Origin of the sequence: Pseudomonas tremae, from assembly GCF_001401155.1 — a bacterium.
GTDB classification, from domain to species: Bacteria; Pseudomonadota; Gammaproteobacteria; order Pseudomonadales; family Pseudomonadaceae; genus Aquipseudomonas; species Aquipseudomonas tremae.
Genome location: NZ_LJRO01000482.1, coordinates 1 through 24,022, shown reverse-complemented (window position 1 = coordinate 24,022; position 24,022 = coordinate 1). Strand labels below are relative to the sequence as shown.

General features: G+C 53.9%; 23 protein-coding genes and 1 pseudogene. 11 read left to right on the top strand and 13 right to left on the bottom strand.

The window, feature by feature from the left end; translation table 11 throughout:
* The first annotated feature begins 17 nt into the window (after window positions 1-17).
* Genes ALO43_RS26450 through ALO43_RS26435 form a run of 4 tightly spaced genes read left to right on the top strand, consistent with a single transcriptional unit; the run spans window position 18 to window position 2,945 of the window.
* The gene (locus ALO43_RS26450; protein WP_005895629.1) at window positions 18-557 is read left to right on the top strand and encodes a chemotaxis protein CheW; all 540 of its coding nucleotides are present in this window, start codon (window positions 18-20) and stop codon (window positions 555-557) included.
* Window positions 558-566: 9 nt separating this feature from the next.
* Window positions 567-1,376: a CheR family methyltransferase gene (locus tag ALO43_RS26445; protein ID WP_005895627.1), complete on the top strand. Its 810-nt coding sequence runs from the start codon at window positions 567-569 to the stop codon at window positions 1,374-1,376.
* Window positions 1,373-1,906: a chemoreceptor glutamine deamidase CheD gene (gene cheD, locus ALO43_RS26440; RefSeq protein ID WP_005895625.1), complete on the top strand. Its 534-nt coding sequence runs from the start codon at window positions 1,373-1,375 to the stop codon at window positions 1,904-1,906. Before ALO43_RS26445 ends, cheD begins: the two co-directional genes overlap by 4 nt.
* Window positions 1,869-2,945: a protein-glutamate methylesterase/protein-glutamine glutaminase gene (locus tag ALO43_RS26435; protein WP_005895623.1), complete on the top strand. Its 1,077-nt coding sequence runs from the start codon at window positions 1,869-1,871 to the stop codon at window positions 2,943-2,945. Before cheD ends, ALO43_RS26435 begins: the two co-directional genes overlap by 38 nt.
* 33 nt (window positions 2,946-2,978) lie before the next feature.
* Here ALO43_RS26435 and ALO43_RS30840 read toward each other — a convergent pair whose 3' ends face one another.
* The 5 genes from ALO43_RS30840 to ALO43_RS26410 form a co-directional block, all read right to left on the bottom strand.
* A complete protein-coding gene (locus tag ALO43_RS30840; RefSeq protein WP_005895620.1) occupies window positions 2,979-4,022 on the bottom strand; it encodes a hypothetical protein in 1,044 nt (347 codons plus the stop codon).
* Window positions 4,023-4,372: 350 nt separating this feature from the next.
* Window positions 4,373-5,176 (bottom strand): type III secretion system effector phosphothreonine lyase, encoded by an 804-nt coding sequence (gene ospF, locus ALO43_RS26425; RefSeq protein WP_024670905.1) that lies wholly within the window; start codon window positions 5,174-5,176, stop codon window positions 4,373-4,375.
* 165 nt (window positions 5,177-5,341) lie between these two features.
* Window positions 5,342-6,136: a cellulase family glycosylhydrolase gene (locus tag ALO43_RS30835; RefSeq protein ID WP_255870995.1), complete on the bottom strand. Its 795-nt coding sequence runs from the start codon at window positions 6,134-6,136 to the stop codon at window positions 5,342-5,344.
* A gap of 606 nt (window positions 6,137-6,742) precedes the next feature.
* Window positions 6,743-8,899, bottom strand: coding sequence for an NUDIX hydrolase (locus ALO43_RS26415; protein WP_083492267.1), 2,157 nt, complete (start codon window positions 8,897-8,899; stop codon window positions 6,743-6,745).
* 443 nt (window positions 8,900-9,342) lie between these two features.
* A complete protein-coding gene (locus ALO43_RS26410) occupies window positions 9,343-11,532 on the bottom strand; it encodes an ATP-binding protein (RefSeq protein WP_053932145.1) in 2,190 nt (729 codons plus the stop codon).
* A 322-nt stretch (window positions 11,533-11,854) separates the two neighbouring features.
* On the opposite strand from ALO43_RS26410, the gene ALO43_RS26405 reads away from it, so the two are divergent.
* From ALO43_RS26405 to ALO43_RS29710, 3 genes are all read left to right on the top strand, one after another.
* Window positions 11,855-12,382, top strand: a complete 528-nt coding sequence (locus ALO43_RS26405) for a CinA family protein (RefSeq protein ID WP_005895609.1) — start codon at window positions 11,855-11,857, stop codon at window positions 12,380-12,382.
* A 78-nt stretch (window positions 12,383-12,460) separates the two neighbouring features.
* The gene (locus ALO43_RS26400; protein ID WP_005895605.1) at window positions 12,461-13,231 is read left to right on the top strand and encodes an OBAP family protein; all 771 of its coding nucleotides are present in this window, start codon (window positions 12,461-12,463) and stop codon (window positions 13,229-13,231) included.
* Window positions 13,232-13,242: 11 nt separating this feature from the next.
* Window positions 13,243-13,389 carry a YetF domain-containing protein gene (locus ALO43_RS29710; protein ID WP_080267959.1) on the top strand — a complete coding sequence of 49 codons (147 nt, stop codon included), beginning with the start codon at window positions 13,243-13,245 and terminating at the stop codon, window positions 13,387-13,389.
* Between the two features lie 111 nt (window positions 13,390-13,500).
* Here the strand turns inward: ALO43_RS29710 and ALO43_RS26395 are convergent, their stop codons facing one another.
* The 5 genes from ALO43_RS26395 to ALO43_RS26380 form a co-directional block, all read right to left on the bottom strand.
* Entirely contained in the window at window positions 13,501-13,878 is a 378-nt protein-coding gene (locus ALO43_RS26395; protein ID WP_005895600.1) for a hypothetical protein, read from the bottom strand.
* A gap of 90 nt (window positions 13,879-13,968) precedes the next feature.
* Window positions 13,969-14,124: a hypothetical protein gene (locus tag ALO43_RS31005; RefSeq protein WP_005895597.1), complete on the bottom strand. Its 156-nt coding sequence runs from the start codon at window positions 14,122-14,124 to the stop codon at window positions 13,969-13,971.
* A gap of 191 nt (window positions 14,125-14,315) precedes the next feature.
* Window positions 14,316-15,593 carry an NAD(P)/FAD-dependent oxidoreductase gene (locus ALO43_RS26390; RefSeq protein ID WP_054998401.1) on the bottom strand — a complete coding sequence of 426 codons (1,278 nt, stop codon included), beginning with the start codon at window positions 15,591-15,593 and terminating at the stop codon, window positions 14,316-14,318.
* A gap of 69 nt (window positions 15,594-15,662) precedes the next feature.
* Window positions 15,663-16,523, bottom strand: a complete 861-nt coding sequence (locus ALO43_RS26385) for a GNAT family N-acetyltransferase (protein WP_054998400.1) — start codon at window positions 16,521-16,523, stop codon at window positions 15,663-15,665.
* A 410-nt stretch (window positions 16,524-16,933) separates the two neighbouring features.
* On the bottom strand, window positions 16,934-17,647 hold the full coding sequence (locus ALO43_RS26380) for a methyltransferase (protein ID WP_054988901.1): 714 nt from the start codon (window positions 17,645-17,647) through the stop codon (window positions 16,934-16,936).
* 211 nt (window positions 17,648-17,858) lie between these two features.
* Between ALO43_RS26380 and ALO43_RS26375 the strand changes: the two genes are divergently transcribed.
* From ALO43_RS26375 to ALO43_RS32285, 3 genes and pseudogenes are all read left to right on the top strand, one after another.
* On the top strand, window positions 17,859-18,665 hold the full coding sequence (locus tag ALO43_RS26375; protein WP_054998399.1) for a cytochrome c: 807 nt from the start codon (window positions 17,859-17,861) through the stop codon (window positions 18,663-18,665).
* Between the two features lie 333 nt (window positions 18,666-18,998).
* A pseudogene (locus tag ALO43_RS32290) lies at window positions 18,999-19,772 on the top strand (MCP four helix bundle domain-containing protein); the annotation flags it as partial.
* Window positions 19,758-20,633, top strand: a complete 876-nt coding sequence (locus tag ALO43_RS32285; RefSeq protein WP_412778933.1) for a methyl-accepting chemotaxis protein — start codon at window positions 19,758-19,760, stop codon at window positions 20,631-20,633. The pseudogene ALO43_RS32290 and the gene ALO43_RS32285, both read left to right, overlap by 15 nt.
* 19 nt (window positions 20,634-20,652) lie before the next feature.
* Here the strand turns inward: ALO43_RS32285 and ALO43_RS26365 are convergent, their stop codons facing one another.
* A complete protein-coding gene (locus tag ALO43_RS26365; protein WP_054998397.1) occupies window positions 20,653-21,009 on the bottom strand; it encodes a hypothetical protein in 357 nt (118 codons plus the stop codon).
* A gap of 83 nt (window positions 21,010-21,092) precedes the next feature.
* Complete coding sequence (locus ALO43_RS26360) at window positions 21,093-22,397, bottom strand: hypothetical protein (protein ID WP_235662580.1); 1,305 nt, start codon at window positions 22,395-22,397, stop codon at window positions 21,093-21,095.
* 431 nt (window positions 22,398-22,828) lie between these two features.
* On the opposite strand from ALO43_RS26360, the gene pilM reads away from it, so the two are divergent.
* A complete protein-coding gene (gene pilM, locus ALO43_RS29700) occupies window positions 22,829-22,954 on the top strand; it encodes a type IV pilus biogenesis protein PilM (protein WP_255870994.1) in 126 nt (41 codons plus the stop codon).
* Between the two features lie 134 nt (window positions 22,955-23,088).
* Here the strand turns inward: pilM and ALO43_RS26355 are convergent, their stop codons facing one another.
* Window positions 23,089-23,577, bottom strand: coding sequence for a hypothetical protein (locus ALO43_RS26355; RefSeq protein WP_005895568.1), 489 nt, complete (start codon window positions 23,575-23,577; stop codon window positions 23,089-23,091).
* Window positions 23,578-24,022: the final 445 nt, after the last annotated feature.

Genomic DNA, 24,022 nt, shown 5'->3' with positions numbered 1-24,022 from the left:
TTCACTGGGAGAACGACATGGGCTCATTGGTCACGACTCGACAGGCCGCAACAGCGGTCGAGGAAGAGGCGCAGTACCTGACATTCATGCTGGGTGGCGAGATGTTCGCCATCGGCATTCTGGGCATCAAGGAAATCATCGAGTACGGCAGCCTGACCGTCGTGCCGATGATGCCCGCGTTCGTGCGCGGCGTGATCAACCTGCGCGGTGCGGTGGTGCCGGTGGTTGATCTGTCGGCGCGTTTCGGGCGCCAGAACTCGGACATTACCCGGCGCTCGTGCGTCATCATCATCGAAGCCAGTACCGAGGACGGTCAGCCGCAGGACATCGGCTTGCTGGTCGATAATGTCTCGGCGGTACTGGAAATACCTGCGTCACAGATCGAGCCGCCGCCCAATTTCGGCGCGCGGATTCGTGCTGATTTCATCAGCGGCATGGCCAAGGTCGATGGCAAGTTCGTGATCGTGCTGGAAGTCGAGAAGGTGCTGTCCATCGACGAGATGTCCAGCCTGGCAGCAGCGGGTCAGACACCTGCTGCCGACCTTGACGCCCATTGAGGCCCGCGCATGGTTGATACAGCGTCGCTCAGTGATCGCGAGTTCGGCCAGTTCCAGTCCTGGCTGTACCGCGCTGCGGGCATCAAACTGACGTCGGCCAAAAAAGCACTGGTCGCTGGCCGCCTGTTCAAACGCCTCAAGCACTACGAGCTGGACAGCTACGGCGAGTACTTCAAGCTGATCATGACCGACCAGCGCAATGGCGAGCTGCAAATTGCGCTGGATTTGCTCACCACCAATGAAACCTACTTTTTTCGCGAGCCCAAGCACTTTGATTTCTTGCGCCAGCATGTACTGCCGAAGGTCTCGCCGGGCAAAGTATTCCGGATATGGAGCGCTGCCAGCTCGTCTGGCGAAGAGCCCTACAGCCTGGCAATGACACTGGCCGAACAACTGGGCACCTCGCCATGGGAGGTCATCGGCTCGGACATCAGCACGCGGGTGCTGATCAAAGCGCGCAGCGGCCACTACCCGATGGAGCGTACCGAGACGCTTCCGCAACCTTTGCTGTTCAAATATTGTCTGAAAGGCACAGGTCGCCAGGAAGGCACCTTCCTGATCGACAAGTCTTTGCGCAGCCGGGTCAGCTTCGTGCAGGTCAATCTAAATGAAACCCTTCCGGATCTGGGTGAGTTCGACGTCATTTTCCTGCGCAACGTGATGATTTATTTTGATCAGGAGACCAAGAGCAAAGTCGTGGCGCGATTGATACCGCGCCTCAAACCCGGTGGTTACTTCATCATCAGCCACTCGGAAAGCCTGAACGGTGTGAATGACGTGTTGAAAATGGTCTCCCCTTCGATCTACCGCAAACCATGAACACGCCCGTCGGCGTCTGCGAAACAGTGCTGGCCCCCGGCGACGTGGTCTTCGAGACCCGGCCTGTGCGCTTGCGTACGCTGCTGGGTTCCTGCGTGGCGATCACCTTCTGGCATCCGCATCGGCGTATTGGCGGCATGTGTCATTTCATGCTGCCAGGGCGTATCCGCAAGCACGAGCCGCTGGACGGCAAATACGCCGACGAGGCAATGGAAATACTGATCCGCCACGCGCTGGCCAATGGCACACTGCCTGCGGAGTATCAGATCAAGCTGTTTGGTGGCGGTGAAATGTTTCCTGCTCAACGTCTCGAGCAACACATGCATAACGTCGCAGACCTGAACATTCACGCAGCGCTTGCGCTGGCCGAGCAGCACCATCTGCAACTGATCGCTCAGGACCTCGGCAGCACCGGTCATCGCAACATCATCTTCGACCTGTGGGACGGAAACGTATGGGTCAGGCACCAACCAATGGATGTAAGTGAAAAAGATGCCAAACAAAAAAATCAGCGTATTGCTGGTCGATGATTCGGCTGTCGTTCGCCAGGTACTCGTAGCCATCCTCAACGACACCCCCGACATTCATGTAATGGGCGCGGCGTCAGACCCGATATTTGCCATGAGCAAGCTGGCCCAGGAATGGCCCGACGTCATCGTGCTGGACGTGGAAATGCCGCGCATGGATGGCATCACGTTTCTCAAGAAGATCATGAGCGAGCGGCCGACACCGGTGGTGATCTGCTCGTCGCTGACCCAGAAAGGCGCGGAAACGTCGCTGCAGGCGTTGTCCGCAGGGGCGGTGGAAATCATCACCAAGCCCACGACCGGCCTGAAGAACTTCCTGATCGAGTCCGCTGCCGAGCTGATTTCGGCGATTCGTGCGGCCGCACATTCCAATGTCAAAAACCTTGGCAAGCGCGCCGCTGCACCAGTCCTGAACCCCGCCAGCAAGTTAACCGCCGACGCCATCCTGCCTGCCGCCAGTGGCCATGCCATGGCGCAGACCACCGAGCGCATCGTCGCGATCGGTACGTCGACCGGCGGCACCCAGGCGCTGGAAGCGGTATTGACCGCCCTGCCCCGCGTGTGCCCCGGCATGGTCATCGTCCAGCACATGCCGGAGAAGTTCACCGCCTCGTTCGCCGAACGCTTGAACAGCCTTAGCCAGATCGAAGTGCGCGAGGCCCGAAACAATGACCGCATCCTGCCGGGCCTGGCGCTGATTGCGCCCGGCGGCAAGCACATGATGGTCACGCGCAGCGGCGCCTATTATCACGTTCAGGTCATCGACGGCCCGCTAGTCAACCGGCACCGTCCTTCCGTGGACGTACTGTTTCGCTCTGTGGCCAAGTTCGCCGGCAAGAACGCCACCGGCATCATCATGACCGGCATGGGCGACGACGGCGCACGCGGGCTCAAGGAAATGCTCGACGCAGGCAGCTCGACCGTGGCTCAGGATGAGGCCAGTTGCGTGGTGTTCGGCATGCCCAAGGAAGCGATCAAACTGAACGCAGCGCAACGGATCATTCCGCTGCAGGAGATTCATCAGGTGATCTTGCACCGGTAACGTCAGCGCGCTTGCCGATCAGCTCAGGAAACCTCAGCGTCCGCCATAAGAGAGCCTGCCAGTGACTGCAAAACCTTGTTCAAGCATCACAATCTTTTCGGGCTGAAAGTAATGCCCCGGATTGAGCAGAACTTCCTGCTCACCCGCGCCGCTGATGCTCATCTGCGGGTTATGAGCATCCTGAATTGCGTCGACGTGGATACCCGCAACACGGTCGGCCTTGAAGCGGAAAAAAATCGATGCCGGATCGAAGTTACCACGCCGCAGCTCTCCAATTGCCTGCCTGCGCAACACCTCGGAAGCCGCATCTCTGCTTGAAAAATCTACCGTGTACCGAGCCCTTCCCAACTCTCTGCCATCGTCCACACTGGAGAACTCTACAGCGGCTGCGGCGCCTGATGTGGTGCTGAGGAAGCCGTTGAATCGTATTGATTGTCCCGCCAGCAAGGCGCCCAGTGCTGAACGGCCGTCCAGTTGGGTGGTGAACAGATCGTTATGCCCTGTCGCCCCTTTCAAGAGGGAAACGCCTGAAATACGCGGAGCGGCGTGAATAAACTGTTGTAAAAGGGCGACTTGCGGCGCCAGCTGATGTTCGATGTGAGTCTTGTGCATTTCAACTTCACTGGCGTTCAGTTCGCCCGCCTCATAATGTCGAGCGAAATCACGGACAAACTTATTGACCTCGGCTTCGTTGTTATATTTAGGGTCGAGGGATTGCAGGTAATGCCTCAGGGAGCGATAACCCATCGCGCTGATATTCATCAGGTAGTTATCGCCATAGTCCGCCTGATAGGTATGCAATGCATCAACGATGTGCTTGCCCTGCGCGGGTGAATAGCGGCGAAAGTGCTGCAGGCTGTTGTGTGCAATTCCGTTTCTTTCTGTCGGGAAATTATTCAGCTGACTGCTGAGAATATGCTGTTTCTCATGCTCAGCCGCGTGCGCCAATCGCTGGCTCTGATTTAAAACTTGCTGAGCAAAAGCAGGCGATATGCCTTGTTGACCCATCATCGTGGTGTGCACGGTCTGGGAAGTTGCAAACGCAGACGCAAACCCTGTCCGGTTAATCGCGGCCATGGCAACGGGGTGTCCTCCGACGAGCGCCGTCGCGTTTCCTGGCCTGGCACGCTGAACACTGTGTGGGGCCGCCTGAGCACGTGAAGCAGGGCGCTGGCTACCGGAAGACTGATTGTGGAGGTAGGCATGATTGGCAGAATGTTGAGATACCGGGTTTGGCATGAAGTGTTTCCTTGTAAGACGCCTCGTTGTGCGACGGCGTTTTCTATTTTCAACACGTGCTTTGTAAGCACATGCAGGTGTCACCAGCGGTCATCACAGAATCTGCACAGTACCCGTCAAGGGTTGTGAGCCATGTGATGTAAGGGGAGCTGGTTTGTATGCAGCGACGATCCACAAGCCAGGCCTGCTCAGCGGGTCCAGGGTGGTGGCAGCAATGAGCGATTTCCGGCGTTTGCATTCACTGGCGAAGCAGCAACCTCAGCAAATGAAACCAACTGAAAAAACGGTTCTGTTTCAAGTTCATTAGCTTGGCTGGATGACCCCGCTCTCTCGCTTTTGTGTTCATTACGATAAGACGCATACGCCCAGTGTCCGGGAGCAACATCCGAGGCCGGGCGATTACGGCTCTGCGCTATACCGGCCGCTCGCAACTCATGCTCGATGCTGCTGATCAAGCCCCTCATTTTCCCCATGTATTCGGGGCTGTAGGTGTTATCCGCACGGTCAGGTTTGGCATACAGCGTAAATTGAGCGCCCTGCGTGATGCGCGCTTGTTCAGGCGGCGCGTTTGTATGTACGCCACTCATGTCGGTCACTTTCCACTTGTCGACAGGGCTGTCGTCGGCTTGTAACAGTTTGCCTATCGCATCAAATGCGCGCGCAACGTGCTCGGGCGCCACACTCAGGTGAAACTTGTCACCGGCAAAGTCGCCCTTGCTCTTGGGCGCTCTGCGGTCCATGTGAATAAACATGTCGGTGCCCGTCATCCGGCATTTGTTGAACGCCGTCCAGCCGCCATGATTCTCGCCCCGCGCTCGCTGTACGATCTCGTAGGTGGGGGCACGGTGATTCAAGGCGAACCGGGTTTGAGTGTGTGCAAGTACCTCTCCCTTATTCATGCGATTCAGTTCAGCGTTTGTATTTTTTCTTACCGGTGGTGGAGTCAGCTGGGTGTTCAGCTTCAAACTCAGCATGAGGCTGTTTACGGGCATAACATTGATTTCCTGCTTTCTATCGAGAACCAAAATGCAGGGGTGGCGACGCCGTCGTCCCCCTTTTGTATTCATCAGCCTGAATGGATTGATGGCTGTCTGTTCACGTAGAACCAGCGACCTTAAGTTGATTGGCGTGATCAGGCGTAATACAAATACCCAACGTCAGGAGAATTGATCGCCTTTCGAAAAGCCGACGTCGTGTTTGATCTTGCCGTCCCTGAACTGGTCCATCCACGGCAGGACATCAGCGCCTGCGGCTTTTAGCGCGTCCATGTTGTCTTTCACAGCCTGATTGGCCCCGTCGCGCTCTTCGAAGTTACTGCCCCCGGCCCAGTTGGCGTTGCCGACTTCGCCTATTTGAGGCTTGAAGCCAGCACCCGTCAGCGCCTTTATCTCTGATGAAAGACGCGAAGACGCGTCGGCACCGCTGGCGTATTCATGGATACTGCCGATCAGGCCAGGGTTGCCACGGCCATTGGCGGCTTTCAACTGATCGGCGTATTTGACCAGCCCGCTCTCCCCGCCTGCCGTCAGACCGCCGCCCCAATTGCTGTCCTCTACCACAATGTCGCCCTTGTAACCGGCGTCACGCGCAGACTTGATCAACGTGCTTTGCATATCAGCCCAGCCCTGAGTGGCGCTCTTGCCACCTTCGTTGAACGTGTCGAGTACAAAACTTGGGTGCTTTCCAACTGCGGAAACGACGTTCTTGACATCATCGGCGGCTTGTTTGAGTTTTTCACCGGTCAAGACATTGCCGCCACCGCCATTGGCGTTGTCACGAAACGTGAACTGAACCTTGACCCCCTGTTTGTCGCCAGCATCGACCATCGCCTTGAGCTTGGCCATTTGCTCCGGGTCATTGATCTGGTCGTGGGTCATCTGCATGCGCAGTGTTCCCCCGCCGGCATTCTTCACATCTTCGACCATTTTTCGAGCTGCCTCGGGAGAGGCAATCCGGTCCGGAACAGTATTAGCGCCACCATGAGCACCCAGGCCAGAGTTGTTGAGCGGAAAAGTTTCACCGGACTGTTCAGGTGGGCTCGCGTCTGCAGCCGAACTGTTTGCACAGTCTGGGGAAGCTGAACTACTTCCAGGCCCGGACGATCCAGAAGGCTGGCTTGCAGAAGGCTCACTTGCGGATGAGTTGCTTGCAGATGGATGGCCTGCGGAAGTGTTGCCCATCAAACTTTTGAGCAGCGTAAAGATAAGCGTCTTCAGCGCCTCTACCAACTCGCTTTGACCTGAGCCACTTGCTCGTCCAGGGCCTGCAATAGCAGCGTTTGGCGTGCCGCTTCCCCAACTGACGGCATTGCTCGAGCCGTTTGTATGTTCTGGAGGGAGAAAGTTAACGGCATTGCCTGATGTTTTTCCGGAATGTTGCGGGTCCGGTGCCTGATTGCCTGGCGAGAGAGATGACCACGATGAACCGTTATTACTTACGTGAGTATTAATCGTCATTTCATTACTCCGTTTCTGTGGACGTAACACGCTGGGGTGAAACGGTTTTTCGCAATGCTTCAAAAAACCCATACCGCTCACCAGCGTCCGAGCAGCTGAGGCTCAGTGGAAAGAGGCCTTTTGGAACACCTTCGCTGCATCCAGCAAGATGGCGGTGTCCAGTTCACTGGACAGCAATTTGTTGGCCTCGGAAAGCCTTGCCAGCTTGACACTTTGGGATTCAAATCCCATATCCGATGGCGTTCCACCGATGCGCCTGGCAAGGTAATAGCGGGTACGTGATGTTGTTCTGTCGTAATCACCAATGAAACCGTGAAGTTCAACCCTAAGACCGGTCTCTTCGTAGACTTCCTTGACGGCATTAGTCCTCAAGTTCAGCCCGGTTTCCTGTTTTCCCTTGGGCAACGAGTGAGCAGTGCCGAATACATGATTAGTCGGCTCGGTGACCCATATCCTGCCATCAGGTTCGAAAATTACTGCGCCACTGGCGGGATGAAGATGGCCATGATTCTGAAATTCCGGCTCTCTGAACTTCACAGCGCGGGTTGTAATCTGGCGCCAACCCGGAAGGGTTTCGGGACACCGCCATGAGGTGAACGGTATGTTGTTCAGGCTGCCACTGGCAAAATGGTGAGGTACGAAAACCGCCGTCCTGTCTGGAGTGTTCCATGTATTAGCCGTCGTGGGCGACGTGGGGGTTTTAACGGTAACTACCTGGCCATGCTCATTCTTCCGGGGGTGAATATGAGGAAGTTCCTGCTTCACACTGACAAGCCACTTCTTCCTTCTGATCAACATTTCTCCGAGCGCAGCGCGTTCGAGGCTATTACCAGGACCGTGGTTCAAGCAGAGCTCTCTGATATGCACGTCGGCTATTTGTTCTATCGCCGTAATACCAGCACGGATCTGATCACGCTCGATGTACTGAAAAACACGACTTGACGTGTTGTCTTTCCTTGACAGCATGGTCACCAGCTCCATAGGCGTGGCGCTAAACTGGCTTCCCTTGCGCTCTCCGCCTGCCCTGAAAATCATCGCGCCGCCCAGATCAATACGCACAGGCGTGTGATCCTGGGTAAACAGAATATTGTCCAGATCAAGCCCCGCGACATCCCAGTTGGCCAACCAGGCATCCACGGCAAACCCTTTCATCAACTGGCCGCTTCTCGCCATAGCGACAACGCCTTTGTGATTCCCTTCGAGCACTCTGGAAATTAACGCAGTTTTGCCATCACGGAGCGCGAGTCTTATTTCGGGAACGTCAATGCCTGCAGCGATATACAGCCTGGAAGCGAGCAGCTCGTTGCGAAAACGATCCATGTAGTTATCGGTGTAGTTATTCGTAAGGCGCCCGGTCTTCACATACCACTTGATGCCATTGGGCGCCCGGAACAAACCGCCCGGGTTAGATCCCTTGGCCCGGGAAAGCTGTTCCCATTTATCAGTCTCGGGTGCGGCGAGTTCGACAGCCCTTTTCGAGCGTCCCAAAACAGTCATCTCAACGGTGATGCCATCACCCTCCGGATAAGCCTGCGTAACTTCGTACCGGTTGGTGATATCCAGAATGACTTCGTGTTCACTCTTGCCCGCCACCGATGACGGCAATCGGCTTGTACTGAGTGTCACACCCTTGGCACCGCTGTGTCGGAGCGCTGGCACAGGCCCCATTGCTTTCAGTACAAAAAGAACCTGTATTTCATTCTTCTTCTCCGCATTGAGCAGTGCGAACCCCCTGGAAATCGCCGAAACCGTAGAGGCACTGGCCACGCCTCGTCCAGTGTAACCACCGTTTGCCAGCGGCATACCATGCACCAGGCCATGTGCCAGTTCACGACTGTAATAGCCGTGGGGAAGTTTCAGTAAGTCCAGCGCAGAACGCTTATCAAGAGATATGCCCCGGTAAAGCACTTTATGACAGCATGGTTTGGCTAATTCAATGGAATAGCGCGGTATCGCATCCCTTAGAAAGGCAAATTCAGTGTTGGTTGTTTCAGAGGCAGTGTACTTCTGCAGCACCCGCATGAACTTGTTACCCTCTATCGATTGCAACACGGCGTGTTGCCTGTCAGCCAGGTGATGCTCATCAGCCGTGTTGAAATGGCTCAGAGGGACGCTTTTGCCTCGCCCGCGCGAGATAAAGTTAGGCACCCAATTGCTGCTGACGGACGGCCCCTGCATAGGCTGGTGCGCTGGAGCAGGTGGGTTTTGCGCAGCGGAAAACCCAGGATGACTGAAATTATATTTTATGGGATTTATCATTAAGCGTTCCTGTAAATCCGTCTTGGGGCACGCGATGAAACGTTGTCTCTGGAACAGCGGGCATCTACTTACATCTGGCCAGATCGCCAGCAACCGATACGCGCAAGGCACGTAGCCACACCCTGAATAAAGCCAACTGATAATAAGAAGACGGGAATAAGCAGCTCATTGCCACCAATGTGCAAAGGTCATCAATAAGCAGGCTTTATAATTCAATCGATGTAATACACCGCAGAGACTAATCATCTATACCCAGTGGAAATTGAGTAGATGAGTGTCGCACTGCACCAGTGGGTTCCAGAAAATAATGAGAATACGTCTCACTTATCATCCGGTATCACTGACAGTGATCAACAATGAGCCAATCGGCGCTGCCCTTTCAGGAAGTAATGGTGTCGCTTGTCAGCCAGGTCTACCGGCAAAAAACGCCATCAGCTCGCGTTTCATTCAGCGAGCATTTGCTGGACTCTGGCGATCAGCACATTGGCCGCAAATGGCTTGGCCAGCACTGACATCCCGGCCTCAAGCTGGCCGTCATTAAGCAACGCGCCCTCCGCATAGCCGGTAATGAAGAGTACTTTGAGACCAGGCCGCGTTACACGGCCTGCGTCGGCCATCTGACGCCCATTGATACCGCCAGACAACCCCACATCGCTTATAAGCAAATCCAGGCGCACGTTGGACTGAAGTATCCGTAACCCTCCCGCGCTGTCAGTTGCTTCAATAGCGATATAGCCTTGATCCTCCAAAACCTCTGTGACCAACAAACGTACCGTTGGCTCATCCTCGACGACCAACACTGTTTCGCCTTCCTTCGCTCGTGGGTTAGCGACTGGCGCGGAGCTGGAGTCGCTATTGCAAACGCCGCCCTGGTGCTGGGGCAAGTAGATGGTTACTGTCGACCCTGCTCCCACAACCGAGTGAATGCGGACCTGGCCGTTTGATTGTTTGGCAAACCCGTAAATCATGGATAAGCCCAGGCCTGTACCCTGACCGATGGGTTTGGTGGTAAAAAAAGGTTCGAACGCTTTGGCGATGACCTCGGGAGGCATGCCCGTTCCGGTGTCCGATACACTTAACGACAGATAATTTCCTTCAGGCATGTCCTGGCGTAAAGAGGCCTTCGCGTCGATTGAACGGTTAGCCGTCTCAATGACAATAGTGCCCCCGTCAGGCATCGCGTCACGTGCATTGATGCACAGATTCAACAAGGCATTTTCCAGTTGAGAAGGATCAACCAATGCCAGCCATAGATCCGAGACTTTGGCTGTCTTGATCTGCACACTTGGACCTACCGTACGCTGGAGCAGATCAATCATGCCGCCGATGAGTTCGTTGACGTCAGTCGCGGTCGGCGCAAGAATCTGGCGGCGCGAAAACGCCAGCAGGCGGTGCGTAAGTGCTGCGGCGCGCTTTGTCGCCCCAAGCGCCGCCGCCATATACTTATCGATGTTTGTGAGCCTGCCTTGTGCGAAACGAGCGTTCATAAGCTCAAGGCTGCCCAAGATGCCGGCTAACAAATTATTGAAATCGTGGGCCAGGCCCCCGGTAAGCTGCCCCACTGCCTCCATCTTCTGCGATTGCCGCAGTTGCTCTTCGGATCGCATCAGTTCTTCAGTGCGCTCGGCAACGCGCTGCTCCAGTGTTTCATTAAGCATGCGCAAATCTGCTATCGCCCTGTCACGCTCTGCTTCCAGGGCACGGCGCTCTTCCAGGTCTATCAGAACACCCGGCAAACTAAGTGCCGTTCCGTCCTCAGCCCGGTTAACCCGGCCATTGGCCTCGATCCAATAGTAATTACCGTCCGGGCGGCGAACACGATATTGATGTACGTAGGCGCTGCCACTCGCTATCACTTGTGCAATAGCTGCAGTAATACCCGCTCTGTCATCAGGGTGTACGGTGGACAGGACCTGCGTTTGTGTCAGCCCTTGCCGACCTATTGCCTGATCCAGGCCAAAGGACTCGGCAAAGGGCTCATCAACGGTGAAATCATCACTGATAAGGTCCCAGTGCCACGTGCCGATAATGGCACCGGCCGCAAGTGCTAGTTGCACCCGCTCGACACTTTCACGCGCCAGGGCTTCACTGGCTCGCAAACGCTCCTGAGTTTTGCGCCGCTCAGTCACATCACTGAAAAATATCGCAATCTGGCGGTCGTCAGGATTGCCCACCTGTACGGCTCTCACGTCGAACCAACGGTTGAATGTTCTGGCGTAATTCTCGAACGTTTTCGGCTCCCCGGTTTTTGCGACGTGACCGTATATCTCAAACCAGAACGGCTCGAGGTCAGGCGCAAACTCTGTCACCCACTTGCCGCGCAGATTGACACCGGCTTCCCGCTCGAAGGCAGGATTGGCCTCTAGGAAGCGATAATTCACTGGCTTGTCGTGCTCGTCAAACTTCACCTCGACAATGGCGAAGGCGGCTTCGATTGTGTAGAGGATGGTTCTAAAAAGCTCATGGCTTTGGCGCAACGTGACTTCGGAGGCAGGTGTTTCTGTCAGGTCGAGTTTGACCTTGCTGGTGTGTCGGAGGCTTTGTTCCTTGCCTGTAGTTTCAGCGCGCAGGCGTAAGACCTCGGCCATGAGTTCGGCCTTGGTCAGGTGCTCTACTCCATCACTATAGGGCATTGCTTTCCTCATCGACGTCAACGTGTTGCGGGTGGGAAGAAGAGCGTTGGAAAAGACCGTTGGGTCAATGCAATCCGCAGCAGCCAATACCACTTCCTGACAGCCTGGAGGCCGGCAATTATTCGGTTACCGTTGTCAAAGCGCCTCATTACCAGCGTGGTCGTGATTCGGGTGCGCATGACTCTAGACTGCCCTGGTTGATATCGATTCAATAATTCGACTGTCGTGGCCGCGCAATACCTGTCGAAAAAGTCGAGACGAAGCTGTTTTTCATCTGTCCTAAAAAATAGTCGTACAACCTGAAAGGTGAGAAAACACGCTCATGCCTGCGAGTGAAACCGTCAGTTATCTGCAGCAACACAACTTGCTACTGGCCACCGCTGAGTCGTGTACGGCAGGTCGCATAGTTGCTCTTTTGGCGGAGGTTCCCGGCAGCGGTTCGTTGGTCGACTGCGGCTACGTTGTTTACTCGCCAGAGGCCAAGCACCGCCTTTTGGGCGTGAAGCCTGAAACCATCGAGCGCTTCAATCTCACCAGCGTCGAGGTTGCTCAAGAGATGGCAGAGGGCGCGTTGCAGGACAGCCCTGCCAATGTAGCGATTGCAACGACCGGCCTGTGCGGGACCGAGGACGTAGACGGCATTCCGGCAGGTACTGTGTGTTTCGCCTGGGGCTTTGTACATGCAGGGCGCACTTGCGTATTCACTGAAATACAGCGTTTCTCTGGCGACAGAGAAACCATGCAGCATGAGGCAGCACTGCATGCATTGGAAAGGCTGCCTTACTTTCACTTGAAGCTGAAGGGCCTGGAAAATTCAATTGATGAACACCCGCCCCTCTGCGACGCGTGACAGCTTGCGTAGAAGTCAGTCGACCGGTTGATCATCGATCATACGTTTGCTTGAAGCGAGCCATTACAAGGAGTTGAGATGAACAGCACACACCCTTTCTCGAGACGAACAATAATCAGACTACCGCTCGCAGTCTTCGCTGCATTCTCCATTGTGGCGTGCGCAGGCAACAATAGCGGCTCCAATGTTAATGCGCCCGGCGCGCCTGCAACAGCCTCCACAAAAGTCCTTGAGGCCGGAGCGAATGTTCTCCAGACACGCCCACCCATTAAAGCGTTGAACGCATACCTTGACGGCTTCCATTTCTATAACGGTCGTCTTCATTCACAGATGGAAGCTCATCACTATTGTTCGATTGTGAATGAAGAAGTCATCCAGTGCGTCATCTACGACGGTAACGTCAAGGACGCAAAGTTGATGGGCGTCGAATACATCATCAGCAAGCGATTGTTCACGCAGCTCCCGCCCGCCGAGAAGGCCTTGTGGCACAGCCATGTGCATGAGGTGAAATCAGGTCAGCTCATCGCCCCGGGAATTCCTGCTCCGGCGGAGCATGCATTGATGGAGAAGCTCGTGAATACCTACGGAAAAACCTGGCACACGTGGCATACGGACCTCGACAAGACTCTTCCGCTGGGCGTGCCTCAACTGATGATGGGATTCACCTCTGACGGGCAGATAAAGCCCGCGCTGGTTCAGCAAAGAGATTCCAGATTCGGCGTAAACAGCGAAGAAGAGAAAAAGTCTCGAGCAGATATTCCGACACCGGCGGTAGACGCAGGTGCCGACGCCTGGCGTAACGGCAACGCCTTTCAGATAAAAGACCCCACAGGCGGCCACTCTCATTAGTAGGCAAACCATTGCTGCGCAGAATAAAAGAGGTGCGCATCACCGAAGCAGACATCATGGAAGCTGCACGAACCACTCAAGGGATCGTCGAGATGAAAGATATCAAGTACGCGTTCATTGAAAGAAATGGGGCTATCTCGATCATATCTGCAACTTGATAGCGCGCATTGCTGAACACGACTGGGTGTTTTTTAACACCCAGTAGATCAAAAATTGCTTTAGTCATCGAAAGCCATCGAATCAAGACGCACGCACATTTAGTGTGCAAGCTACTTCTTCTTTAACGCCTCGATCAACTCGGCCTTGGTCATGTTGGACCTTCCCGACAGGTTACGACTTCGGGCTTCCGTCATCAGGCTCGCCTTGGTTTGCGTCTCCAATGACGCAGAGGATTCTCGTGAATGACCCTGTCGGGTTTTAGCGGCGCGTTTCGCGGAGTCGGACTCGGCTTTCTGCTTGCGTGCCAGAGGCGTTTTGCGACCAGACCCTCCTGGTTTTTCGCCACCTCCCGACTGCTTGTTGACAGTCGCCCACGCACGTTCCTCAGCCTGAGCTTTGGGTACGCCTTTGTGCTCGTAAGACTCCTCGATGTGCTCAGCCTTACGCTTCTGTTCTTCGGTGTATTTGTCCTTGCTTCCACGTGGCATGACATTTACCTCCTCTTAAAAGGTATGCAGCGACCGCCGACTTGAGTCAGCGCCGCCACACGGCAATATCAGGTCAGGCTAGCGCCCGGCTCAAGCTTGCTCGTCTTGCTCTTCATCATCGTGTTTGAGCGCAGGCTTCATGCCTGGCTGAGGTGCGTGCTCGGCATTTGGCGCAATTTCTTCACCGTGGTTCTTTTTCTCTTGCTGGACTTTTTTGTCGTGAGCGACGTTACGTGGATCGGTCATGGGAATTCCTTGATTGGCAGAGGATTCAAATATCCATCGACGCGATATGTTGGTTTTGAGCGCCGGGACAAGATTTGGAGTCAGGTCGTGCCAAGGCGTTCAGTGCATTTCTACCCAGGGTTTGCCAGAGTGAATTATGAAATACCCAGTGTGCATGGCGAACTTGATGTGCTCACGTCCCGGCAGCTATTTCATCGTAGAAGATCTTGAAACCGGTAATACGCACCCACCAATGGCAGAAACCAGGGGTTCCCGAAATGCCCAGGAATCGCTGGCCAAGTAAAGTCCCGCCATGGGTTCAAGTCGGAACGGCCGTCGAGAACTTCGGCCATGATCGCGCCCATATAGGTCGACATATGCGTGCCGTGGCCGCTGTAGCCCATTGAATAAAACAACCCATCATGCTCACCGGCTCGAGGAAGGCGGTCGCGGGTCATATCGACCATGCCACCCCAACAGTAATCAATGCGTGTATTGCTCAATTCCGGAAATACTTCGATCAGCGATTTCTGCAGGATGATCCCGCTTTTCATGTCGGAGGCGGGGTTGGAAGTTGCGAATCGCGCACGACCACCGAACAGCAAACGATTGTCGGGAGTAACCCGAAAGTAATTGACGAAGTTTTTCGTATCGGTGGTCATGCGTCGGCGTGGCAGCAGGCGGTCAAGCACCTCTATTGAAAGGGGCTCTGTGACAATGATAAACGCCCCCACCGGCACAATGCGTCGGCGAAACCACGCCAAGGGGCCCACCGAGGATGTACCGGTCGCAAGCAGCACTTGTTTGGCACGCACTTCACCACGCGGCGTCTTGACTTGATGCACTGTGCCAGTCTGACGCGAGAGACCAAGCACCGGGGCATTTTCATAGATTCGCACCCCGCGTCGGGCAGCCGCCTCTGCCAGGCCCTGGCCGTAGCGACCAACATGCATGCCGGCGCTTTTGCCGAAAACCAGGCCGCCAAAATACCGGTCCGAACCGATCTCGCTGCTCAACTGCTCGCGCGTCAACATGTAGGTGTCGGGGTCACACTCCTGTTCCATGAGCGCCTGCGACCGGGCCAGCTTGTCAAAGTGCTCAGGTTTGGCCGCAAGCTTGAGCTTTCCGACGCGCTTGAAACTGCAGTCGATGCCCTCCTCCGCGATCAGGGATTCGACTTTGCTTACCCCGGCATCAAAGGCGCGGTACAACATATTCGCGCGCTCACGCCCGATGGCAGTCGACAGTGCGTAGTAATCCTGAGCAAAGCCGTTGTTACACATCCCGCCATTGCGACCGGAAGCCGCATTGCCGACCAGGCCTGCTTCGAACACGGCCACGCTCGCGCCTTTTTTGGCAAGCGCAATCGCGGCGGACAGACCGGTAAAGCCGGCGCCGACGATTGCCACATCTACCTCGCCACTGGGCGCATCACGTTCACCGGCTGCAAATGCAGGCGCGGTATCCAGCCAGTAGGGCATCAGTTTCATCAGGGGCTGTCCATTATTTCAGGGTTAATCATCGGGTCGCGCATTACACAAATTCGCTGGCCGTACGCGTCAACCAATCGACTGGTTGGACAGGGCGAACAGCCGCGCATCAGTTTCAGCAGGGCAAACCTGCAATGGCGTCAGGCGGACCATGGGTATCGCATGGTCGACGCAGGGCAGACCTTGCTCGGTCAACCAATCCGATAAGCCTGCGTCTTCAGTGACGTCGATACGCACGAAATGTCCGCGATGGGTATTGGCCAGTGCTGCGATTAGCGCCTTGGCATCCGCTGCAGCAGCAGGCCCCCTGGCGATTACCGGACCGATGACCACACCCCGCCCGAACTCGCGCACACAGCCGTAAGCTGAAACACCCGCGCCGCGATCAATGACCAAGGTACTGGCGTGGTCGAACAAGGCTCTCAGTAATACACTGCGATCCCGGCCTGTGGCGGCCAGATCCAGTTGTTGCAGCGGTTGCTCGTCATCGGCCTGCATGACACGCACGTTCACCGAATCAGGAACAAAGTGAGCGGCATGTTCAAGCTTTGCCTGGTGCTGGTTGACCTTCCCATGCGCAACGAAGCCGAGCCGCGTGTACAGTGCCAGGCCTTGCTGAGTGGAATTGAGGATCAGCGTTCGCTCGCCGGCCTGCTGCATCAGTTGATCCATCAGAGCGCGCCCGATGCCCTGGCCCTGCAGCGAGGGGGAAACAATGATCATACCTACCGAGGCATGGTTTTCGCCTTGTGGCCACCACAACGCCGTGGCAAGCAGTTGCCCCTCCACCTCCACCGCAAGACCAGCGCCAAGATCGAAGGCGAAGCGCCAGTCCGCCTCTCGGTAAGGCCAGCGCAAAGCGTCTGAAAGCCCCACCGCCTGCGGTAAATGGTCTGCGCACAGCGGTATCACGCATGGAGACGAGCCCATAGAGGGTGCTCCACATACAGTTCCTTCGGGATTGCTCACCAAAAGTGCCTCGGGCAGGTATATCAACGATGTAGCCATTGTGATTGCTGCAACACCCTTTTATTACAACACCAGGAAATCAGCAGATGGTGTTGAACGGGCCGTTTGGCTGATAGAAAAAACCGTATTGTCCAAGTTCCTCAGCAGACTTGGCGTATTGCACCAAGCGTGGGCCTCTCGCAGAAGATTCGGCGCTCATCAGCGTTGACTCGCTGACAGCACGCGCAGAGGGGTCGAATGGCTGGGTACATCAGGGGATAAACAATTGCCTGCGTGTTTTTTGATTCAGGACGCCATCGCAACACCCCTACGCTGTGCAGACGTTTACAAGGGGCTGTTACGTGACGATCACACCTATCTCAGCCTGTGGCTCAATGCTTTGGCCGGGCGCTGATTATCCAGCGTGAGACCTGCGACTGAGTGGAAAATGAAGACGAGATAATGTTGTATCGATAACCGACTAATCCATTTAATAACACCTCACGGTTCATCAGGTTGGACGCAATAAAGTAAATACACCCCGTTGAAATCAAATGCTGTGGCGCCTCAGTGAGAAAACGAGTCAGCAAATCACCATTAGGGTCACATAATGCGATTTCAGCTTCGTGTTCTATCTTTTTGTCGAGTAAAGGCGGATTAAACAGAATCGTGTCGAAGCGCAGGCCTTTCAGATTTGAGAATAAATCGCTCTCTAGCACCCTCCCCGGTATCTCCATACGGCGGAGGTTTTCGGTGCTGCTCAAAATTGAGTCTTTTGAAATATCGGCCAGAACCAGATCCATCCCAGGGCGATAGAGAGATATCCCTATATAACCACTGCCACACCCGAGGTCCAACACGGTTCTCCCCAGATTTTCGCTCGACAGCGCTTCGACCAAAAGGCTGGAGGACAGTCCGGTACCGGGATGGTACACATTAGGCGGAAGAAACAACTCGACCCCGCCTATTGAGGGAGCAGGTTGCGGGTTGGTCAGATTGGCAACGTGCTGCGCGTGGCTTGAAAACGTGCAGGGCCCGATCTCAATCCATTCCATCGGAAAAACCCGGGTATGGATTTCTGTCGATTCATTTGCATCTTCGTGCATTGAAAACGCCCTTGGCCGGTAGTGACCCAAGGTGAGTGGTAGCGAATCCGTTATGGTTCCAATAGCTCAACTGACTTCAGCCCTTCCCGACTCCTTACTACGCGCGTTGGCTTGGATTCATGAAAAACCACCGACCTGCGACCAGCCCGCTATTCAGCATCCATGTGTCTGTGAAAGACTTCTCGCAGTTCACGATAGGGAGGGCCACGTTTTGAAAGCACTTATTCTGCTCAGTGCTCTGCTGCTGAGCACGACGCTGTCCGCTGCCCAGCTGGAATTGCAATTGGGCGAGAGCAGCCGCATCTGGCAAACCGAAGAATTGCTTACCCATCCTCAGCTGCAAGCTATTACCGTTAAAGATGATGTGTCCTACAAGAGGGACATGACCTACCGTGCCGTGCCTCTGGCCGCGTTGCTGAAGGGAACCAAGCCTCAGGATCACCTGCAGGCCGTGGCACTGGACGGGTTTGCCGCAGAGCTGCCCGCCGCACCGCTACTCAACGATAAAGGCGCACGGGCCTGGCTGGCTATCGAGGACCCTGCCCATCCTTGGCCGCCATTGTCCCCTGGCAAACCCAGCGCGGGGCCGTTCTATATAGTGTGGACGGACCCGCAGGCAGACAATATCAGCCCGGAGCAATGGCCATTCGAAGTGGCCAGCATCACACGCATGGCTTCAGTTGCCGAGCGCTTCCCCGCCCTGTTGCCGGACCCAGCGCTCAAGCCTGACGATCCGGTCAATCAGGGCTTTGCACTGTTTCAACGAAACTGTGTGGCTTGCCACCGCTTGAACGGTGCAGGTGATGCACAGTTAGGACCCGATCTGAATATTCCCTATAACCCGACCGAGTATCTGGGCATGGACTTCCTCAAGCGCTACATTCGCAACCCTCAGGATTTGCGTCATTGGCCACAGGCGAAGATGCCGGGGTTTTCGGAAACGGTACTGCCGGATGCCGACTTGCAGAGGCTGATGGCGTATTTGCAGCATATGGCGGGACGCAAGATAGAGCCTTGATCCATAGCGTGTGTTATTACCCGTTGCAACAAAACAACTTTTTTCGAGCCCTGATCCTCAACGCTGATGCAGCTGAGCGAAAATTTATAAATTTGTTGTGGCTGTGCTAAAGATTTTTCCTTGGAGCCGATACATTGGATTTGCCGCTCAGAAAAATAAAACCCATTAAAAGCAACACATGAACACCTGTACATCAAAACAATCTGCCAGGAGACTTTTTAGGTTTTAACTTGATTTATATTGAGTCGTGAAATTATCTAATCCTCTTGAAAGCGCTTGAAACTGAACGTAAAACCTAACACGTTACTTTCACAGAACCTTACAAAAAACAGGATGCTGGCAATGATTAGAAATTTCAAAATAGGCACCCGAGCCTATCTTAGCTTTGCAATGATAGGTTTTATGGTGCTGTTTCTATCTGTGTTCTCCTTTCAGTCAATATCGAAACTGAGGGCTGCCCAAGTTGAGACAGGGCAAAAAATGCTACCAACGGCTACGACCATGAATCGACTCACGGAACTCACCCTTAGGTTGAGAGTGCTGTCTTACTGGCTATTGGCAAACCGTGACCAGGCGACATTGGATCGCATCACCGGCTTGATGAAGCAGCGTTATGATCAGCTCAAGACACAGCAAAATAAATTTGAAAGTCTCGTGCACGGGGAACAACAAAAGACAGCTTATGATGCTTATAAAAAAGCAATGGACGAATACGCTGTTTTGTTTCCAGCACTGCTTTCCCTGTCAGAACAGGGAGACACCGAAAAACTAAAATCACTGCTTAATAATGAGCTTAATCAAAATCACAATGCCGCTCTTTCACAGCTGAACCTATTGGCTGAAGACATCGAAGAAAAAACAGTCAAGGTAAACTCATCCGTCGAACAAGAATACAAAAAAATAGTGAATCTTTCTGTCTTTTTTGTCATCGCTGTATTTATCTTGGGTGGCGTCTTAGCCTGGACTATAGTGAGGAGTATTCAGAGGCCTTTAAAGATCACGGTCGACATTGCTGATCGCATTGCTCGAGGAGACCTGAGGGAACCTATCGACGTTTCAGGCGATGATGAACTTTCTTTACTTCAGAAGTCCATGCAAGTCATGCAAGGAAAGCTTTCTGAAACATTGGGCATCATCACCCACACCGCCAAGAACCTCACGACTTCTGCTTCTGATTTAAGCCTTCTGGCTGAATCACATGCCAAGTCGGCCGATGAAGAGAATCAACAAGTCGAGCGTGTTGCCACAGCGTTCAATGAAATGAGCATTGCTGTCGATGAGGTGGCGACTAATGCGGTTACCACTGCGCAAGCGTCGAAATCATCTGCCGAATCAACCCTGGAAGGAAATCGTCTTGTTATCAATGTCATTAAAGCCATCCAGGAACTTACAGGCGATGTTCAACAAAGCTCGGTTTTAGTGAATGATTTTGCCCATCAAGCAGCCGGCATCAACAATATATTAGTGGATATCCGCTCAGTGGCCGACCAAACGAATCTGCTCGCATTGAATGCTGCCATTGAAGCAGCACGAGCAGGCGAGCTGGGCCGTGGATTCGCCGTCGTCGCTGATGAAGTTCGTAATCTTGCGTCGCGTACGCGCGCATCGACTCTCGAAATAGAAAGCCTGGTAAGCAGTATTAGCCTAGGTACAGATCAAGCCATTGGAGCCATCAACAGAAGTGTTAGTAATGCCAGCACAACACTTGAAGTCGCTTTGGGCGCCGGCAAATCATTAGAAAAAGTAAGTTTAGCTATTGAAAAAATCAGTGATCGCAACCAGGTCATTGCCAGGGCGGCAGAAGAGCAAGCAAGCGTGACACGAGAGATTGAGCAAAATCTTGAAAAAATCAGGACGTTGGCTAACGAAGGCGTGGAGAATTCTAAAATCACTAACATGGCCAGTCAGGGCCTGTCTAACACCGCTAATTCGCTGGATCTTCTATTGAAGAATTTTAAACTTGTGTGATTTTTTGTTACCACAGTTTTTAAATCCTGGCTGAAGCTCTTACAGCGGCAGGTTTAGGCGCGATACAAAGGCCAAACTGTGCAGTGTGCAGTGTATATGCTTCTGGCTGAATTCGACCGAAATCATCGGAAACCTTCGCCCCGACAGAGCGCGTCGCTCCATCTGGGCGCTCCAAGCTAAAAACGTGCGCCCGGCTCACCGCGCGAAACTCTTCGGCATCGGCAAAGCTGCGCAGATCTGCTTGGCGCGCCCGGCGCTTGCTTGGGTTGCGGATATTGGCGAACCACTCGCCGCTGCCGGCACTGCGGGCAGTTTCCTGAAACCTCAGTGCTGTTAGTCGGCGCTCGCCGACGCTGGTGATTATCAGCTCGCCCATCGGATGCCAGGCTTAATGTTCACCGCCCCCCTATACTTGCGCTTGTTTCGATCATCATTGGATTCAGCTAGGGCGTGTTGCCATCATGAGATCACCAACTGTTTGATCTTCTCGATACCGGCGCCAAATCTGGCCGCCAACTCCTGACGTTGCTCGACAGTGCTGCTCGCATCGCCGTTCAATTCCTTCAGCGCTTTATTCAAGCTAAAGTGGATCGCTAAAAGCTCATTGAAATCTAACTGGCCAGAAGATTCGGAGTTGTCCGACTGCAGATATTTCTCAATTTTCCGCAAGTCGTCGATGACCGATACCTGGCCTGCTGAAAAGCATTCGAATATAGGCTCGGCTGGTCGGAAAGAATTCATATGCGCGTTCTGAATGAACAAGCGATCTTTATCAGCTGCCAATTCGGTGTTGTGACTTGATAAGGAAATGAAGTCACCCTCAAGCTCGTCGCGGCGCTGCACCCGTGCTGTTGGGTCGGTTATTTCGTTGGGCAGCAGTGGACGCTGCTCTCTTACCATCGCGGCATTGAAGCCGGGTGTGCCATTATGTTCTGGGAGTTTTTCTAAAACTGCGGTAATTTCTTTTTCAGTCAGAATGTCTTTCTTTATTACTTGCTTGCCCAAATGCTTCAGATTGTCGAGTATAATACCGACGTTGTGTTTGTTTAATGTGCCATTAAACTCAAGATGGTAATGCGGCAGCATTTTTCCATTATCGGCATAACTGACGCCCAGTGTGTGGTAATAATCGTAATCCTTTTCATTCGATTTGCGTGGAATACGTCGATCCTCGTACACCTTGCCATCGCCCTCCAAATGATTTTCATGAATGCTGATCGGTGTTTCCCCATGCTCCGCCGCTATCTGGTTGTAGGTCATTACGATACTGGTGACGGCGCGCTGAAGATCGCGTTTTTCTGTTTGGCTCAGTTCGCCGCTGCAAAACTTTTCCGATCCGGTCAAATTCAGCAGGCCTTTTTCAGGTCGCACTTCGATGTTCTGTAAAAGTAAACCGGGTGAGCACGTCACACGATGCCATTGACGCTTGTCGTTTTGAGCCAGCATCAGAATTCCTGCGCTGAGATTGCTGGCATTTTCAGTGGGATGCAGCAAGGTGTCGAACCGGCGTACATCGGGCGCCAGCTTGCGTGTGGTTTCTGCGGAGGTTGAATTGGAACGCCGTAGCGTGGGGAATAGTTTATTTAATTTCGATTGCAACGCTTTGTCGCGTGCCGAATTAACAACCGAGGTAGTACCCGTTTTTTTATCTATTGGTGACGACGGTGTCGGTGTCGGTGTCGGTGCCGACACCACCGCTGCGGGCTGCTGATAGTCGTTGAAAACTGATGTTTTGGAAACAGGGATCGATAGGGTTGAGCGCATGATTTCTCCATACAAAGGTGAAAGGTTATAAAGTCGAGGCGAGTGCGGCGTTTCGTGAGTTTCAGGCGCACCTTCCCCACATCAGGCCGGCACGTACCTCAATTGCGCGACGCGTTGGGCATTGTTGATCAGGCCCAGAACTGTCTCGAATGAATTAATTTGGCCTCATGTGTGGTCACAAGGGCTCGTGAGTTCCGAAGACAGATTCAAAACTGACGAATGCATTGATGGGGGGGGGAGCACCACGCTGACGGGGCCTCTTTTAGGCTTTTAATTCAGCGTACCTGCGGAATGTGTTGGCGCTGCTCAACGAAGCCGAAAGTATCGCCGGACCGATCAGCGAAGGAGCGGATTAGAAGGTCGTCACTTCCGCCAGACATCGTGGCAAGCACAAGCCTGCCGCTCGACAACAACGCTGCTGAACGCCTGGCCTGGTTTCAGCGATGATCGAGTTGACCGGGGGATCGCCAGCCATCGGCATAGGATCCTCCGGTAGTCTCATCACACCAGCCTCAGGGAGCGTGGTTGTCACGCTGCCTGCGGCAGTTTCAAAGTGAGCAGCTGTCGCCTACCCATCAAGACACTGTGATAGGTCGCGCTGGTTATCGCCTGCCACCAAGCCGCAGGGGCGGTAGCATCTTACGAACGGGTAGATAGAGAAGAACCTCCACGATTAAATACTCCCTGAGGATTATTTATTTTTCCAGTCGGTGTGCACCGGATTCGTTACGGTATTTTCTTCTTGGGTGTAAGTGCCATTCTGCTCGGCAAGGGCTTCGCCGGTATCAACAACGGCGTTCTGGATGAATATGTTTTGCTTGTCTCCACGGACGAAAGTTAACTGATGAAAGGCCGTTTTATTCCCCCAGTCGCTAGACGGCAGAGAAATGAAACGCACGGTGAAAGTTTCTTCGTCTGGCTTGCCCTGTATGGAGTAAACGCCATAGTGGTTCTCACCCTGCGAAATGAGTTTGTATGTGCCGTTGTCGTAGTAATAGATCTCGGCATCAGGGAAAGGTTTTTTGTCGTACATTTTACGGTAATGTAGCACTTGCTTGATGGTGGGCTTACCGAAGCTAACGGTCAGTTCTTTACCATCCACCGAGGTTGTCAGTCCCTCGGCGTGAGCGCCGCTCATGAGCAGGAGCAGAGCTGTGGTTACCATTGTGATGAATTTCAATTCACTTTTCCTCGCCTGATTTTATGAAGGACGTTACGTCAACGTACTGAGACTCTCACCCACGTTGGCGATGTTACAATTTCATGTGCGCACTGCATACCAGTTATGACTATGGCCCTATGCACATCCTGCAAAAGGATTCCTGAATTTGCAAGATCTCCCAACCAGGCAGCCTGGGACTGCAAATTACCCATTATTCCCATAGCGTAGCATCAAGAAAACCGAGTACACCATCAGAGCTACCTCTCGGTAGCGCACACTGTCCTCGAAAAGCGGCAGCCATTGGCGATAACGTATTTATCACCACGTTACAGATGTGATGTCGGATGAGAAAGCGGGATCACCACGCGTTTCGAACGCATAGGCTTAGTTAGTTATAACGCAATCACTCGTTGTCGCCGGAACGCCAAGCTTAGTGACGACCACCTAGGGATGCTCCGAGCAA

What these genes read in the sequence shown, in the direction of transcription:
- ALO43_RS26450 (WP_005895629.1), top strand. Translation starts at nt 18, where the DNA reads ATGGGCTCATTGGTCACGACTCGACAGGCCGCAACAGCGGTCGAGGAA.
- ALO43_RS26445 (WP_005895627.1), top strand. Translation starts at nt 567, where the DNA reads ATGGTTGATACAGCGTCGCTCAGTGATCGCGAGTTCGGCCAGTTCCAG.
- cheD (WP_005895625.1), top strand. Translation starts at nt 1,373, where the DNA reads ATGAACACGCCCGTCGGCGTCTGCGAAACAGTGCTGGCCCCCGGCGAC.
- ALO43_RS26435 (WP_005895623.1), top strand. Translation starts at nt 1,869, where the DNA reads ATGCCAAACAAAAAAATCAGCGTATTGCTGGTCGATGATTCGGCTGTC.
- ALO43_RS30840 (WP_005895620.1), bottom strand. Translation starts at nt 4,022, where the DNA reads ATGGCCGCGATTAACCGGACAGGGTTTGCGTCTGCGTTTGCAACTTCC.
- ospF (WP_024670905.1), bottom strand. Translation starts at nt 5,176, where the DNA reads ATGCCCGTAAACAGCCTCATGCTGAGTTTGAAGCTGAACACCCAGCTG.
- ALO43_RS26415 (WP_083492267.1), bottom strand. Translation starts at nt 8,899, where the DNA reads ATGATAAATCCCATAAAATATAATTTCAGTCATCCTGGGTTTTCCGCT.
- ALO43_RS26410 (WP_053932145.1), bottom strand. Translation starts at nt 11,532, where the DNA reads ATGCCCTATAGTGATGGAGTAGAGCACCTGACCAAGGCCGAACTCATG.
- ALO43_RS26405 (WP_005895609.1), top strand. Translation starts at nt 11,855, where the DNA reads ATGCCTGCGAGTGAAACCGTCAGTTATCTGCAGCAACACAACTTGCTA.
- ALO43_RS26400 (WP_005895605.1), top strand. Translation starts at nt 12,461, where the DNA reads ATGAACAGCACACACCCTTTCTCGAGACGAACAATAATCAGACTACCG.
- ALO43_RS26395 (WP_005895600.1), bottom strand. Translation starts at nt 13,878, where the DNA reads ATGCCACGTGGAAGCAAGGACAAATACACCGAAGAACAGAAGCGTAAG.
- ALO43_RS31005 (WP_005895597.1), bottom strand. Translation starts at nt 14,124, where the DNA reads ATGACCGATCCACGTAACGTCGCTCACGACAAAAAAGTCCAGCAAGAG.
- ALO43_RS26390 (WP_054998401.1), bottom strand. Translation starts at nt 15,593, where the DNA reads ATGAAACTGATGCCCTACTGGCTGGATACCGCGCCTGCATTTGCAGCC.
- ALO43_RS26385 (WP_054998400.1), bottom strand. Translation starts at nt 16,523, where the DNA reads ATGGGCTCGTCTCCATGCGTGATACCGCTGTGCGCAGACCATTTACCG.
- ALO43_RS26380 (WP_054988901.1), bottom strand. Translation starts at nt 17,647, where the DNA reads ATGCACGAAGATGCAAATGAATCGACAGAAATCCATACCCGGGTTTTT.
- ALO43_RS32285 (WP_412778933.1), top strand. Translation starts at nt 19,758, where the DNA reads ATGCAAGTCATGCAAGGAAAGCTTTCTGAAACATTGGGCATCATCACC.
- ALO43_RS26365 (WP_054998397.1), bottom strand. Translation starts at nt 21,009, where the DNA reads ATGGGCGAGCTGATAATCACCAGCGTCGGCGAGCGCCGACTAACAGCA.
- ALO43_RS26360 (WP_235662580.1), bottom strand. Translation starts at nt 22,397, where the DNA reads ATGCGCTCAACCCTATCGATCCCTGTTTCCAAAACATCAGTTTTCAAC.